At 34.7% G+C, this 15,610-nt stretch carries 12 protein-coding genes; 6 read left to right on the top strand and 6 right to left on the bottom strand.

What is annotated here, in order from left to right:
* Positions 1 to 151: 151 nt before the first annotated feature.
* The 3 genes from OLM58_RS18065 to OLM58_RS18055 form a co-directional block, all read right to left on the bottom strand.
* The gene (locus OLM58_RS18065) at positions 152 to 1,969 is read right to left on the bottom strand and encodes a zinc-dependent metalloprotease (RefSeq protein ID WP_264530005.1); all 1,818 of its coding nucleotides are present in this window, start codon (positions 1,967 to 1,969) and stop codon (positions 152 to 154) included.
* A 206-nt stretch (positions 1,970 to 2,175) separates the two neighbouring features.
* Complete coding sequence (locus OLM58_RS18060; RefSeq protein ID WP_264530004.1) at positions 2,176 to 2,403, bottom strand: hypothetical protein; 228 nt, start codon at positions 2,401 to 2,403, stop codon at positions 2,176 to 2,178.
* 486 nt (positions 2,404 to 2,889) lie between these two features.
* On the bottom strand, positions 2,890 to 3,744 hold the full coding sequence (locus OLM58_RS18055; RefSeq protein ID WP_264530003.1) for a S1 RNA-binding domain-containing protein: 855 nt from the start codon (positions 3,742 to 3,744) through the stop codon (positions 2,890 to 2,892).
* Positions 3,745 to 3,910: 166 nt separating this feature from the next.
* Between OLM58_RS18055 and OLM58_RS18050 the strand changes: the two genes are divergently transcribed.
* Entirely contained in the window at positions 3,911 to 5,260 is a 1,350-nt protein-coding gene (locus OLM58_RS18050; RefSeq protein WP_264530002.1) for a M28 family metallopeptidase, read from the top strand.
* Between the two features lie 81 nt (positions 5,261 to 5,341).
* Here the strand turns inward: OLM58_RS18050 and menD are convergent, their stop codons facing one another.
* Positions 5,342 to 7,006 (bottom strand): 2-succinyl-5-enolpyruvyl-6-hydroxy-3-cyclohexene-1-carboxylic-acid synthase, encoded by a 1,665-nt coding sequence (gene menD / locus OLM58_RS18045; protein WP_264530001.1) that lies wholly within the window; start codon positions 7,004 to 7,006, stop codon positions 5,342 to 5,344.
* Positions 7,007 to 7,185: 179 nt separating this feature from the next.
* On the opposite strand from menD, the gene OLM58_RS18040 reads away from it, so the two are divergent.
* On the top strand, positions 7,186 to 8,364 hold the full coding sequence (locus OLM58_RS18040; protein WP_319802354.1) for a thioredoxin family protein: 1,179 nt from the start codon (positions 7,186 to 7,188) through the stop codon (positions 8,362 to 8,364).
* An 83-nt stretch (positions 8,365 to 8,447) separates the two neighbouring features.
* Positions 8,448 to 8,945, top strand: a complete 498-nt coding sequence (locus OLM58_RS18035) for a GNAT family N-acetyltransferase (RefSeq protein WP_264530000.1) — start codon at positions 8,448 to 8,450, stop codon at positions 8,943 to 8,945.
* Positions 8,946 to 9,030: 85 nt separating this feature from the next.
* Here the strand turns inward: OLM58_RS18035 and OLM58_RS18030 are convergent, their stop codons facing one another.
* Entirely contained in the window at positions 9,031 to 9,618 is a 588-nt protein-coding gene (locus OLM58_RS18030) for a glutathione peroxidase (RefSeq protein WP_264529999.1), read from the bottom strand.
* An 837-nt stretch (positions 9,619 to 10,455) separates the two neighbouring features.
* On the opposite strand from OLM58_RS18030, the gene OLM58_RS18025 reads away from it, so the two are divergent.
* The 3 genes from OLM58_RS18025 (at position 10,456) to OLM58_RS18015 (ending at position 12,248) form a co-directional block, all read left to right on the top strand.
* A complete protein-coding gene (locus OLM58_RS18025) occupies positions 10,456 to 10,986 on the top strand; it encodes an RNA polymerase sigma factor (protein ID WP_017498502.1) in 531 nt (176 codons plus the stop codon).
* On the top strand, positions 10,986 to 11,774 hold the full coding sequence (locus OLM58_RS18020; RefSeq protein ID WP_264529998.1) for an anti-sigma factor: 789 nt from the start codon (positions 10,986 to 10,988) through the stop codon (positions 11,772 to 11,774). Before OLM58_RS18025 ends, OLM58_RS18020 begins: the two co-directional genes overlap by 1 nt.
* Positions 11,775 to 11,864: 90 nt before the next feature.
* Positions 11,865 to 12,248, top strand: coding sequence for a DoxX family protein (locus OLM58_RS18015; RefSeq protein WP_264529997.1), 384 nt, complete (start codon positions 11,865 to 11,867; stop codon positions 12,246 to 12,248).
* A gap of 65 nt (positions 12,249 to 12,313) precedes the next feature.
* On the opposite strand, the gene ccsA is transcribed toward OLM58_RS18015, so the two are convergent.
* Positions 12,314 to 15,520: a cytochrome c biogenesis protein CcsA gene (gene ccsA / locus OLM58_RS18010; protein ID WP_264529996.1), complete on the bottom strand. Its 3,207-nt coding sequence runs from the start codon at positions 15,518 to 15,520 to the stop codon at positions 12,314 to 12,316.
* Between the last annotated feature and the right edge of the window lie 90 nt (positions 15,521 to 15,610).

Here is a 15,610-nt window from a genome sequence, read left to right as displayed (position 1 = left end):
ATCCGTCAGAATTGAACAAAACTTTTGTCTGTAAAGGGAAATAAATCGAGAGTTTAAGTACGATCATACTTATTGTAAACAAAAAAATACTTGGAATACTAAATTATTAAAACCAGCCATTCTAAAAAACGATAACAATCTCTCCATCAAACTATTCTTTAATGAACTGCTTACTACTATTCTTTATCTTAATGATATACAAACCTCTTGGGAGAGTACTTACATCAATCTGTCCTGTTTGGGTACTACCAGCCAATATTTGCTGCCCTGTTACGTTATACACTGCATATTCTTCATTTGTTAAATTGGAAATAGTTAAAACATCCTTAACCGGATTAGGATATAAAACGATGTCTTGCGAGTTTTCTGCTTCTTTTTCTGAAGCCTCTCTCTTACTCCTGCCTGTTTTACCAGATCTTAAATCTCTCACTGTAATCTTAAGATCTGTATTGATAGCAGCATCCGTTGATCTCTGAATGGTATATAAATTAGGAAAATCTTTTCGAATCGTATTTCTCATTACTTTAACCTGACCTGGGGTGAACATAAAACGGCAGTTACTATAATCCATAATATTCTCTATTAATCTTCTATGCCCACCACACTGAACCGGAGCAATACAGTTTTTGTAAACTATCTGACCAGGTGTTACTTCTGCCGGAGGAGTATCACTAATTTTATCATTTAATCTGGAACAGCCACCTTCAAAAGTATGTTTCAGTCTAAAATAATGCCCTAGCTCGTGCGCAGGTGTTGTTATTTTTTGTGATAACTCATTATTATCATCATTTTCGTAATCGTAAGATAAAAATGTAAAAGCTATTAATAAATTATTATTTCCATCACGCCCATCAACACTGAATCCTGAAGAGCTGTATCCTTCTGAGATTATTTTAGGTACATACTTTATGAATATTTCATTATTAGTAATATTTGTTATATCAACGCCATCAGCTTTTCCTTTTTTCAATTCATCTATCGAGTTTATCATAGCTGTGTCATAGGTCTGTTTTAATCCTTTGCGGATGACAATATTGATATCTTTGAATACAATTCTGGCATTAGCCATTTTAGCACCCGCGACTACTGCAACATCCGGTAAATTTTTGCCTGTATTAGCAGTATATACCTTATTAGCCCAATTAAATTGTTGCCTTACTATATCTTCGTAAAAATAAGCCGTATTATTGTCTTGTGGAGCTTCCAGAACCTCTACATTTACCTTTTTGATGACATAATAAGGATATTCTTTTTGTATTATGGTCTTCAGATTTTCATTGTCTGCTACAGCAGGAACCCGTAAGTCTGTCAGAGTAGCATCTTTCATCTCAATTTTTACCACTACAGGCTGGTTTACCAACTGTATCATTTTATCCTCATCTATTTCCAAAGAACAGGAAGACTTTACTAAGCTGAAAGCCCTGAGCCAAGTCCAGGGCCAGCTTCCGCAATTCGTTGTAACTACACTCAATGATTGGGCACCCAGTGTTTTTATATCATCGGAAGAAATCTTACCAATCTGGTTGCCATAATCAAAATATTGGTAAATCACCTCTTTTGTTGTTTTAGAGAATACATTTGGGGAACTTTGAGTAATCTCAACTCCATAGATAGGTCTGGTTACAAATGTCTTCTCATCGTCTGTCAATAGCTGCAACCCTCCTGCCCTATTGCTGTCGTAAGCGTGTACCTCGATTTTAATATAGCCTCCCGGTTTATCAATGGTTCCCTTAATACCGCTTAAATAGTTGTTACGACGATTATAAAGTCCTTTATAATAGACGGTCAGTAAATCAGACTCACTGCTATTATTGTCTGTTTTTGGATTAACAGACCAAAATATTTTCTCTCCAACTACTTTTATATTATTTTCCGGATAGCTCACAACACCACTGTCTTCTGCTTTTTGGGCATACATAAAACTCGAAAAACAAAATATAAAACTCAAAATAATATGTTTTTTTTTCATAATTGTCTCTTGTTAAATTTTAAAATCCGTCAGAATTAAATGGTATTTTTTACTATTCAGAATAAAAATTAAATCGTGAAGAAAATGTATATTATTTATGCTGACTACTCTGGCTTTCCAAGACTTCTATCTTTTTACTCAATACTTCAATTTTTTTAGTCAATGCCTCATTTTTTTCACTCAATGTTTCCATTTTTTTATTTTGGTCAATGAATATGAAGAAGCAGTTCTTCAACATTTTGTAAAAGGCCTACATTAAATGAATGTATTTTATATCCCTTTTCATTTACTTCTTTCTCAGAAACGATACCGGGAAGGTGTTTATTCTCTCTAACAAAACTTTCCAAAGCATTTAAATCCATTTTCTTATAATCATTTTCAAAAACAGAGTCCATCCAGTATTGCTTAGGAATACTATTTAAATCGGATGCCAAAATTTGTTTTTCAAATAACACTTATTTTGAGACACTAACCTCGTTCACATTCTAAGTACATATTTATATCTTAATCCATCAAAAAATGAGAACCTAGGCTATTATTTTGCTTAAAAACTTATCACTGCGTGCCTAAGGTTGCCATTAATTATGTTATGTATTAACAAGCAAAACGCATTACATCTAAACTGATATTTAATTTTGACTGATTACTTCATGTAAGTAAATTTATGTTAAAAAAAATAAAATGTCGCGACAAAATAAATAACTGTACGGATAGGTGTAATAAATGGTCGCATACAAACAACAATTTGTACTGCGTAATTTTTCCTACAAATAAATAATACTCATATCCGGTTTTATACTGAAATTTAGATAATCATTTTCAAATCAACTTTCTATATTCTTCTATTGAACCCTAAAAAAAATCCAAATTTCAATACTAGTATTGAAATTTGGATTTTAGAATTTAATGAATTGGAAATTTTATTCTTTTACCAGATAAATTCCGTCTTCTTTAATTTCGATGAGTTTTTCTTTATACAAAGCTCCAATAGCCTTTTTAAACGTTTTTTTACTCATTTTCAGTACCGTTTTAATGTCTTCCGGATGTGAATTATCATTTAAACGTAAGAAACCGCGACTGGCTCTTAATTCATCTAAAATTTTCTCTGCATTCGGCTCAATACTTTCGTATCCTTGTACTTGTAGCGCTACATCAATCTTATGATCAGGGCGAATATTTTTAATATAACCACGCATTCTGTCTCCGGTTCTGATGGCGTCATCATATACCTCGTCTTTGTACAGCAATCCTTTGTGTTTCTCATTAATAATTACATTAATACCAATCTCTGTAATATGAGAAACAATCAATTCTACTTCCTCCCCTTTTTCAACGGTCAGCTGCTCATTGCTCAAAAACTGATTGGTTTTGCTTGACGCTACCAGACGATTTGTTTTTTCGTCCATGTACAAATACACCAGGTAACGTTTTCCTTTTTCCATTGGACGGGCTTGCTCTTTAAACGGAACCAGAATATCTTTTTCCATTCCCCAATCCATAAAAGCACCTATATTATTAATGTAATTCACTCTTAATAGCGCAAATTCATTTAACAGAATATAAGGCTCTAAAGTGGTTGCCACCGGACGCTGTTCGTGATCCAAATAAACAAAAACGATTAATTCTTCACCGATTTCAAATTCGTTCGGAACGTATTTGTTTGGTAATAAAATATCGTGAATTCCTTCGGGGTCTTTTTCAGGATTTCCTAAAAACAAACCAACTTTGGTATCACGAAGTATAGTAAGGGTATTGTATTTTCCTATTTCAATCATATGCTAAAAATTCTAAGCTGTTAAGCAGCTAAGTTTCGAGCTGCAAATGTACGAAGTTTGAAAATGGTAATCCTAAAAATGTTTCTAATTAAAAAAAGGCAGCTGCATCTTATTCTAATTTATTCCTTTTGGTTACATTTGAAAACCTATAATTAATCCAAAACCAATGAAAAAGACCATTTTCTATTCTATTTTTACCTTCTTATTTTTTACTCATATTGCCACTTCACAGATTACAGAAGATCCTGAAATCAAAAAAATGATCAGCGAAATCAAAGCCGAAAATCTCGAAGCTACTATTCATAAATTAGTTTCGTTCGGTACCAGACACACACTCAGCGATACCAAAAGTAAAACCAGAGGTATCGGCGCGGCACAACAATGGGTAAAATCTGAGTTTGATAAATTTGCTCTGGAATCTGGCGGGAGACTAACTTCTAAAATCGATTATTTTGACGTAAAAGCCGATGGAAAACGAATCGCCAAAGACAGCCAGCTCGGAAATGTCATGGCGACCTTAAAAGGTACCGATCCAAACGACAATCGTGTGCTTATCATTAGCGGACATCTGGATTCGAGAGTTTCAGACGTTATGAATGTCAAATCTGATGCTCCGGGAGCTAATGATGACGGTTCCGGTGTTGCTGCGGTTATTGAACTGGCCAAAGTAATGAGCAAAAGATCATTTCCTGCAACTATAATTTTTGTCGCCGTAACCGGTGAAGAACAAGGGCTTTACGGTGCCCGTCACTTAGCAGAATTGGCCAAAGCAGCCAACTGGAATATTGTAGCTATGCTAAACAATGATATGATTGGAAATAGCCTCTCAAGCGGTACAAATTTAAGAGATAACACACAGATCAGGATATTTAGCGAAACTATTCCGTTTACAGAAACTGAAGAGGAAGCCAAGATGCGCAAAGCAACAAACCGTGATAACGATAGTCCTTCAAGATTATTAGCCCGTTATATCAAAACCGTTACGGAACAGTATGTAGATCAGCTAAAAGTAAAATTGGTTTACCGAAACGATCGTTTTCTTCGTGGCGGAGATCATACTCCCTTCAGTCAAAATGGCTTTACTGCTGTTCGTTTCTGCGAAATGAATGAAAATTTCAATCATCAGCATCAGGATTTAAGAACTGAAAATGGTATTCAATACGGTGATCTTGCTGAATTCATGGATTTTGACTATTTGAGAAAAAATACCTGTTCGAACTTAGCAACTTTGGCTAATTTAGCCTGGTCGCCGAAAGCACCTTTAAATGTGGGGATCGAAGTAAAAGAACTTTCCAATTCTTCTACCTTAGCCTGGACTGCACCTGAGGGACAAACTCCTTTTGGTTACCAAATTTTAATGAGAGAAACTTCATCGTCTCATTGGGAGAAAACTTTTTTTGTAAAAGAAACCAAGACCGAAATCCCCTATTCTAAAGACAATTACTTTTTTGCCGTACAAAGCGTTGATGCTTTAGGACATGCAAGTTTACCGGTATTTCCGGCTCCTATTCGTTAATTTCTCTTACTATACATAACACAAAAAAGACGCAAAGATATCTATCTCTTTGCGTCTTTTTTGTAATTTATAGTTTTGAGTCTAAACCAACTCTTTAAAATATTGTTTTAAGATAACATCATTCTCCAAAGTTGGCGTGAATACTTCCAAAATACAAGGAGCATTATTTGTAGCATAAAGCGACTTAATACCTCCCGTTAAAGATTCCTCATCTGTGGCTGCAAAATAATGCATCTTATACATTTTGGCCAAATACTCAGCTGTCAAGTGATGTGAAGTCTCGAAGTAGGTATTAAAAACCGGTTTTTCTTCATGGCCTGGAAGAATCCTAAAAATTCCCCCTCCTCCATTATTGATTAGAATAATTTTGAAATTTTCCGGTATGTACGAATTCCATAAAGCATTGCTATCGTAAAGAAAGCTAATATCTCCGGTAATAAAAACGGTTTGTTTATCGTTTCCTACTGCTGCACCAACTGCTGTTGATGTACTTCCGTCAATACCGCTGGTTCCACGGTTACAATAAACTTCGATTGAAGGATCAATTTCAATTAACTGTGCATAGCGAATGGCCGAACTATTGCTAATTTGCAACTGACTGTTTTTAGGAAGTGATCCGATTACTTTTTCAAATACTTTAAAATCTGAAAATGTAATTTTACGCAGATATTCTTCTTTTCTGATTTTTCTTAAATCGTAAATCTGATCAATTTTAGAAAAATAATCGCTTGCTGCAAATTCTGTCTTCGGAAGCAGCGCTTTGAAAAATGCATCAGGTTCCATTACAAAATGCTTCGTTAAAGCATTAAAGGTATCATAAGCACGTAAAGTATCTATATGCCAGTGATGTTCGGGTTTGTATTTTCGTAAAAAGGCTTTGATACGTTTGGATACAATCATACCTCCAAAAGTAATTAATACTTCCGGTTCAAGATCTTTAAAATCAGCATCATCAAATGGCGTAATTAAAGTATCTATGCTATTAATAAAACTCGGATGATGCAAATTTGATGTGGTCTCCGTAAGTACTACAATTGAGGGATCTTTGGCGAAGTTTTCCAGAATTTCTTTATCGACAGAATTCGCTTCGTTTATTCCTCCAATAAGAACTAATTTTCTTTTTGAAGCATTCCAAATGGAAACAGTCTCTGCTTCATTTTCTATGGTTCCTGCACCGATAATTTTCTCTAAATGGGTAATTCTTGGTGCTACAGAAAGTTCTGAAACGGTTTCGTATAAAGGTTCTTCAAAAGGAGCATTAATATGAACAGGTCCTTTTTGAAGTATAGCTGCTTCTATGGCTCCGTTGATCTTTAAATCGTTTTCTATTGAAGCTTCTTCAGTCAAATTGGCATTATAAACAGAATGGTTCTGAAAAACATTCTCCTGACGAATCGTTTGTCCGTCGCCAATATCAATCTTGCTTTGCGGGCGATCTGCCGAAATAACAATAAGTGGAATCTGACTGTAAAACGCTTCGGCTACAGCCGGATAATAGTTTAACAAGGCAGAGCCTGAAGTACAAACCACTGCGGTAGGCATTTTGGTTTGCTGAGCAATTCCTAAAGCAAAAAAAGCAGCACAACGCTCGTCGGCAATACTGTAACAGTTAAAATCAGGGTTTTGAGCAAATCCTATCGTTAGAGGAGCATTTCTTGATCCCGGAGAAATAATAATATTAGTGATTCCTTTGCCTGAACAAATTTCGATAATGCTTTGTGCAAGCGCTATTTTGGGGTAAATCATTCTTATGGTGTATTACTTTTTGAAAAGAGACTTACAGTTATAAAACTCTTTTTTTAACCACACAAAGTTACAAACTTCGCATTGGATTTAACTTATAAATAGGAAGATATTAAAAGGAGTTTCCCGAAAAAGGGAATATATTTGTAAAACTGATTATTTCTATCCAAAACAAACCGATTATGCGTTTCTTTTATTTATTCTTTCTTTTTATATCCCTACAGACTACATCGGCTCAAAATCAATTTGTTCCTGATGACACGCCTTATAATACTGCTTTGAATGATGCTAAAGCACAAGGAAAACCGGTTTTTCTAATGCTTTATGCCGATTGGTGCCCACATTGCAATCTGATGAAAAAAGAAGTTTTTAGTGATCCTGCTGTGATCGATTTTCTAAAGAAGAACTATGTGTGTGTCTGGAAAAATATTGAAAAAGAAGAAGGAACTGCACTTAAGAATAAATTCAATACAAAATCGTTACCTTCCTTTTTATTTATAGACCCCGCCGCCGAAACCCTTTTGTATGCTTTAAAAGGCGAATTAAAAAAGGAGGTTTTTATGACGGAAGTAAATAATGCCTTAAATCCAAAATTGCAATTGCCTTACCTCGAAAAAGAATTTCTCGCTGATCCTTCTAATGTCGACAAATTTTTCAACTACTTGAACACGCTGAAAAAAGGAAAAGACCGTACTGACTTATCAATTCCAACACATATTTATCTCAATACACAATCTGATGCACAATTAATTAGTGAAACCAACTGGCGAATGATTGCCAATGGGGTTACAGATATCAAATCGAGGGAATTTCAGTATGTATTAAGTCATAACAAGGAATTTGCTGCTGTGGCGTCCCAAAGTCGTATCGATCGTAAAATTGAAAATATAGTCACAGAATCGCTTCGTCCGTATGTTGATAATTTAGACACTACAAACTATTACAAACAAAGAGAAATTGCAAAATCGATACGCCTGCAAAAAGTAGATTCACTGGTTTTTAAATTTGACTTAACTCTGGCAGAACGAGCCGAAAAATGGCAATTTTACAAAAAAACTACGCTCGAAAATGCACAAAAGTTAGTCTGGAATGATGCCAGTTCTCTGAAAGATATCGGACAAACTTATTTAAAGCATATTTCGGATACCGAGAGTTTAAAAAAAGCAATCGTATGGGTAAAACATGCTATTGAACTGAATGATTCGTACGATGGAAATCTACTTTTGGCAAGGCTTTACCAAAAAATAAAAGAGAAAAAACTGGCTCTACAATATGCTAAGGATGCAAAAGAAATCTCCAAAGAAATGAATTGGAATCCCAAAGAAGTTGACGCTTTACTGGCAGAACTAAACACTAAATAATACTTATAGGAATCATACGGCTGTTTGTTTAAAATAACTGCCATGCATTGACAACCAAACCACATCGCATATACCCAAAAACTATGAGCCTAAACCTTAGACCGGCAACAACAAACGATTTAGAAAAGATTCTGAATATTGTAAACCATTCGATTCTGCATACCACTGCAAATTATAGTTATGAAATTCAGACTCTTGAAGTTCAAACGAAATGGTTTGAAGACAAAAAAGCTAAAAATCTGCCCATCGTGATTGCTGAATTAGATGGTGAAGTAGTAGGATTTGGGAGTTACGGACAATTCCGTGAGAAAATTGGGTATCAATACACCGTAGAACATTCTGTATATGTGGTAGATACTGTTATCGGAAAAGGTATTGGATCTCAGTTACTGTCAGAACTCATTCGTTTGGCTAAAGAACAGGGGTATCACGTAATGATTGGAGCAATTGATGCCGATAATGCCGGAAGTATTGCCTTTCATGAAAAATTTGGGTTTGTCGCAACCGGAACCCTTCGCGAGGTGGGATACAAATTTGATCATTGGCTCGATTTGGTTTTTATGCAACTGATACTACAATAGTTCTAACGCAATTCTATAAAAAAAACCACAAACCTAAATTTAATATTCAGATTTGTGGTTTTATTTTGCATTTTTAATTCTTTAACTAGCTCTTGATCCAATTGATTACTTCCGGATCTGTTGGCAACGTTCTTGGTTTAATCACTTTTACCAACTCCCCTTTTTCATCAATCAGGTATTTTTGGAAGTTCCATTCTACTTCAGAATCCTTCAAGCCGTTTTTTGATTTTTGTGTTAAGAATTTGTACACTTCACACATATCACTTCCTTTTACAGAAACTTTATCCATCATTGGAAAAGTTACACCATAATTTTGCTGGCAAAAGGTTTCAATCTCTTTATTTGTACCTGGTTCCTGCTCGGCAAAATTATTAGCAGGAAAACCAACAATTACAAATCCTTTATCTTTATACTCTTTGTAAATTGCTTCAAGATCTTTGTATTGAGGAGTTAAACCGCATTTTGATGCCGTGTTAACAATCATCACTTTTTTCCCTTTTAGCGAAGCAAAATCAAAAGTGTCTCCTGATAAATCTTCTACTTTAAATTGATAAATCGTTTCTTTTGTCATAGGTTTATCCGTTTTAGATAATTTCTCTTTACTGGTTTGTGCCTGAATTTTAGTACCGAACAAAAGGGCAATACTACAAGCTATAAATACTACTTTTTTCATTGTTTATTTTTTTATAAAATTAGTTAAATTCTCTTCTCAAAATCACTTTAGATTCTTTATTTTTTGCTAAACATACGTTAAATAAAAAAATGAAGCCTAACGTTAATCAGACGTTAGGCTTCCCCCCATACAAACAAATCAAACCATGAATTAATTGTTATTCCCTTTTTATATCGTTATATTAAAAATAGTTGATGCCCCGGTTTTAGTGCTCATACATCTCAAAATTCCAATCCCTCAGGCGTATCTTTTTTAATGGCTTTTATCTTTTATTCTGGGCAAGAGTTGGACTACCTTCATTTTTTTGGAAGTCCGAAGACATCAACTTATCTACTAATTCCTAAATAATGTATTATCATTTATTACAAACTCTGAATTCTTATGAACAAGTCCTTTACGAAAATCATTTTTACTGAATCCCGCCAGCGACAAAACTGTAGTCAAACCAACAATCAGTATTTTCAGTTTATTTAAGCTATTCATGACAAATAAATTTTTATTTATTAAGACTTACTTTACGATTTACTCCTTCTGAATATTAATTTTCATTACCAATTTTTGAAGCAAAAATGCTTTTAAAAAGTTTCAATCTTCTTCATTTCTAAGCTTTTGCTATTTACGACTATATAAATCCGATGTTATAATAGCATTTACGTAATTGGATTGCTTTTGGTTTTAAAAAAATCAAAAAAAAGTGATATTTTTTTCAAACCCCCTATTTTCCTAGGTTTAAGACTACTAAAAAAATTAAAAAAATCACGAAAAAATAAATTATCTTTATCTCAGGTTAAACATAATGTCTCTTAAAATTTTGTTCCAACTTAAAATACCTTACCTATGAGTCAAGAAGAATTATTAGTTTTAATTTACAAGAAAGACGAACGAGCTTTTACCCATTTGTACGATATGTACTCGAAAAGTTTGTTTTCTGTTATTAATGTTCTCATAAAAAACCGCGAAGAAGCAGAAGATGTTTTACAGGAAGTTTTTGTCAAAATCTGGAAAAACATCGATTCTTATAATGAGAGTAAAGGCCGATTTTACACCTGGATCCTCAATATTGCAAGGAATACTTCCATTGATAAGTTAAGATCTAAAAATTTTAATAACAGTCAAAAAAACCTTTCTTCAGATAATTTCGTAAATCTGTTAGACGACAGTAATAAACTCGTTAATAGAATTGATACTATTGGAATACAAGAATTTGTAAAAAAATTGAAACCAAAATGTATCGAGATTATTGATTTATTATTTTTCAAAGGATATACCCAACAAGAAGCTTCAGAAGAATTGGCAATGCCATTGGGGACTATCAAGACGCAAAACAGAAACTGTATTAATGACCTAAGAAATTATCTAAAAATATAATGGAAGCAAAAGAGTATATAGAATCAGGAATTCTGGAACTATACGTTTACGGTTTATTGACCGAAACTGAAAATCTGGAAATAGCCGAACTGGCTAAGAAAAACCCGGAAGTTGATCAGGAAATTATTTCGATAGAAAAAGCTATTGTAGCTTTATCGTCAAGTTTCTCTCCTTTTCACTCGGTAGCCAATTTTGAGAAGATAAAAGCCCGTTTAGAGTTGAAACACGGCAAAGTAGTCGACATAAAACCAGCTTCGAACTGGTCACAATATGTAGGCTGGGCTGCGGCAGTGTTACTGCTTTTAGGCTTTGGATATCAAACTCTGGAATTGACAAAAACGAAAGAAGCTATTGCTACTGTTGGCACTGAGAAAAACAAAATTGAAAAAGATTACGCTTTCTTAGATCAGCAGAACAAGCAAACCGAAAAAAGTCTGACCATTGTAAGAGACATCAAAAACACGGGTGTAACACTTGGCGGACAAGCCGTTTCTCCAAGTTCTTTTGCAAAAGTGTACTGGAACAAAGAAACTAAAACAACGTATATTGATGCTGCCGGTTTACCAAAACCTCCAAAAGGAATGGTGTATCAGGTTTGGGCTTTAAAATTAAGCCCTGTACTAACGCCTACGAGTATTGGTTTATTGAGCGATTTTGAAGGAAACTCTCAAAAAATATTTGCTGTTAATCAAACCGACTCGGCTGAGGCCTTTGGAATTACACTAGAACCTGCCGGAGGAAGCCTGACTCCGACTATGGAACAATTGTATACTTTAGGAAAAGTCTAAAACACAATACATCTTATCACTTAAGAAACGCATATTCAGTTCAATATGCGTTTTTTTATTACTTTCAATTTGAAATATAACTAAAAAATTATGAATGGAAATTTACTATTAAGAACTGCGGTCGCCATTATTCTCCTAACCCACTCTGTTTTCGGAATGTTTAATAACGGAATCAATGATTTTGGAAATCTATATTTAAATCAGATTGGCTTCGCTCCTTTTGGCGTTTTTCTGGCCTGGTCTATCAAACTGTCCCATGTAGCGGCAGCCTTTCTTCTGCTTAGTAACAAATATGTTAAACCGGCTGGTTTTGTCACTATCCTCATATTGATAATGGGAATAATCCTTGTTCATTTTCAGGAAGGCTGGTTTGTTGTAGGCGGTGGAAGAAATGGTGCAGAATATAACTTTTTACTCATTATTGTTTTAATCGTTATTATGTATCCTAATGGATTCAAAAAAAGAAAAAACTAAATACCTCCCGTTTAGACATAAAAAAAGATTCAGCTAAGCTGAATCTTTTTTTATTATACTATTTACTATTTTTTCTTGCTTTTATAGTATTTACGGTATTTCGGATACGTTATCGCTCCAATCACCGAAATGGTTCCTAACGAATACCAAATCCAGCTTAATGAATGTGCTTCTCCTGTGGCATAGGAATGTAAACCTACTAAGTGAAAGTTTACTCCATAATACGTGAACAATATTGACACAAAAGCGAACATGCTCATTAAATTAAAGAACCATTTTCCTCTAAGTGCTGGTACAAAACGAGCGTGAATTACAAAAGCATATACCATAATCGAGATTAAAGCCCATGTTTCTTTCGGATCCCATCCCCAGTAACGTCCCCAACTTTCGTTGGCCCATTGTCCACCCAGGAAGTTACCAATCGTTAACATGATCAAACCAATTGTAATCGACATCTCATTGATATAAGTGATCTCCTTGATATTTAAATCCATTTTAGCTTTGTTCTTTTCGTTGGTAAAGAAAATCAATACCAAGGCTACAAAACCTAAAATCATTCCTAAGGCAAAAGGACCATAACTTCCTACAATTACTGCTACGTGGATCATTAACCAATACGAGTTCAATACCGGTTGTAAGTTTGCAATTTCAGGATCAATCCAGTTCATATAAGCTGCCATTACGATCATTGCAGTCACAAAAGCAGATGAAGCTACAGTAAGTTTCGATTTTCTGTCAAAAGCCAATCCGAAGAACATTGTTGCCCATGCTACATATATAATAGACTCGTAAGCATTACTCCACGGAGCGTGACCTGAAATGTACCAGCGTGCAATAAGTCCTAAAGTATGCAGCGCGAACAATACTCCTACCAGAATATGGAAACCGTTGATTGTTACGCGAAGCCATTTCTTCTCAAAAAAGATATTTACAATAGTGAACATCAACATGAGGACTGAAACGGTAAGATACCAGTACGGTAATTTTTTGAAAATATCGTATTTGTTGTATGTTATTTCGGCATCAATTTTCTCCTCGCTTGGTCTTACTTTAGCACCAAATTTCTTTTGGAAACCATTAATACTCTCCACCAACTGATCGGCTGTTGCAAAGTTTTTAGAAATTGAGCCATTGTTTAATGCACTAAAATACATTGGCAGAATTTGCGTTACATAAGTCGAATCCATTCCTTTAAATCCTCCCTGTTGTCTTTCCAGATACGAAACCCATTTGTGATTTGGATCATTCGGAATTGGGAATATTTTCAGAATACTGCCGCTTAAAGCAGATTCCATCAAATTAACTCTTTTATCAGTATCTATAAAATCTTTCTCAAACTGATTTGGGTTTGCTGCTTTATAAGCTGCATCTAAAAATGGTGAAAGTTTATAATTTCCGTTAGCATCAAAAAACTGTACAAACGCAGCACGTTTAGCCTCTTTCTCTACGCCAATAATTTTACGAATACTGTCGTTTCCGGATCTTAGATGAATCAAAGGAATTTGTATCCAAACCTGAGCATACTGTGTCATAGACAGAAATACCTGATCAGAGTTCATTCCGTTGTAGGTATCACTCTGGCTTACTTTTCTAAGCAATTCAGATGAAAAAGTATTAACAGGTTTCATTCTACCTCCCGCATCCTGAATAATCAAACGTCCAAATTTAGCGGCATGCGCTTCCGGAGCTTTGTAAATGGTCAGTAAAGAATCTAACTGTTTCTGACTCGGCGGTGCGGTAACATGATTGGCATGATCGTTTGGATCTGTGTTGTGATCGTGCTTGTGACCCGGTGTGTGCACATGCGGAGCCTGAGCAAAACCACTTAAACCAATCATTAAAACTAAAATGGTAATTAGTTTTTCTTTTTTCTTTTTTACGCCTTCTAGTTTGCGTTTCAAATCGCCAAAACGGGAATGTTTGGTAAACATAATAGCCATTAAGCCTATGTATAAAAGAAAATATCCTAAATAAGTAATATTAGTTCCCCAGAAATCGTGATTTACAGACAATACTGTTCCTTTTTCGTCCGGATCAAATGAAGATTGAAAGAATCGATATCCTTTGTGATCTAAAACGTGGTTCATATAAATATCAGCATTAAATGTTTCTGTTGAATCCTGAACGGTTACTTTACTTTCAAAAGAAGAATAGCTTTTTTCTGTTCCCGGATATTTTGTAGCGATAAAATCGTTTAATTTCACTTTGAAAGGCAAAACATACGCTTTACTTCCGTAGAACAAACTGTATTCGATTTTTCCAATTTTAACCGTCTGAGGCTCCCCTACACTGCCTTTAGACCCCAAAAGTCTAACTTGTTTTTCCTGTCCGTCAGCTTTAATTTTTACAATCAAAGCATCATGATGTGATTTTGCTTTGTAATCGTTATTAGACTCATAATCCACCACTCCTTTAACGGCAGGATCTGGAAATACGATTCTGATATCACCAATACTGTACAAAGAACGCATCATCAAGGGCTGTACATTATCTTTACTTACCTTACCTTTTAACTGATCGGCCATTCGCATGAACTCTCCTTCAAAAGGGGTCTGGATGGTATATTTATCTCCTGTAGTATTGATGTTGATCGCACCGGCAGTTGGTTTGTTCAATGCAAATAAAACGTTGTGAATGTTTTGTACTTCACCCTCTTTCAGGTAATGCTCCTCACGTCCGCCAGAACCGGCTTCTACCATTTTTAAGTATAATGTTCCTGTTGGATCCGGTTTTATAGTTTCTTTAGCTCCCATGATGTAATTCACATACGACACTTCAAAAGGAGTCTCATCGAATTTTCCGGAAAGCGTGAAATCATTATTGGTCACGGGTGAAAACAATAAGCTTTTGTCAAAAACTCTGCGTTTCATTTCTCCCTTATATTCCCCATCTGCAAAAACAGTTAAAAATGTTTTATCAGAATAAATTTGATTCTCGGCAGCCCCTTCACGGATAGGCATCATTCCTTCATAACTAATATATCTTGTAATAAAAGCTCCTAAAAGAATAAAAATAAAGGCAAGGTGAAGCAATAAACTGGCCCACTTTTCTTTTTTATGCAATTGGTAACGTTTGATGTTTCCAAAGAAATTGATCAGAAAAAAGACCATTATCGCCTCAAACCACCAGGTGTTATAGATTAAAATTCGGGCTGTATCTGTGTTGTACTTACTTTCGATAAAAGTTCCAACACCCATTGCAATTGCGAATGTTAAAAAAAGAACGGCCATTAATCGTGTAGAAAACAAAAAAGAGAATATTTTTTTATCCATTTTTAAGGAATTACATTGTATAAAAGTGGCACAAAAATACTTAAAAATGTTGATTTGCAACGGCTGTAATTTGTTAATAAAAACCAAATA

The organism is Flavobacterium sp. N502540, assembly GCF_025947365.1.
Lineage (GTDB): Bacteria > Bacteroidota > Bacteroidia > Flavobacteriales > Flavobacteriaceae > Flavobacterium.
Note: the sequence above shows the minus strand (reverse complement) of the source record. Positions and strands in the feature narration are given on the sequence as shown.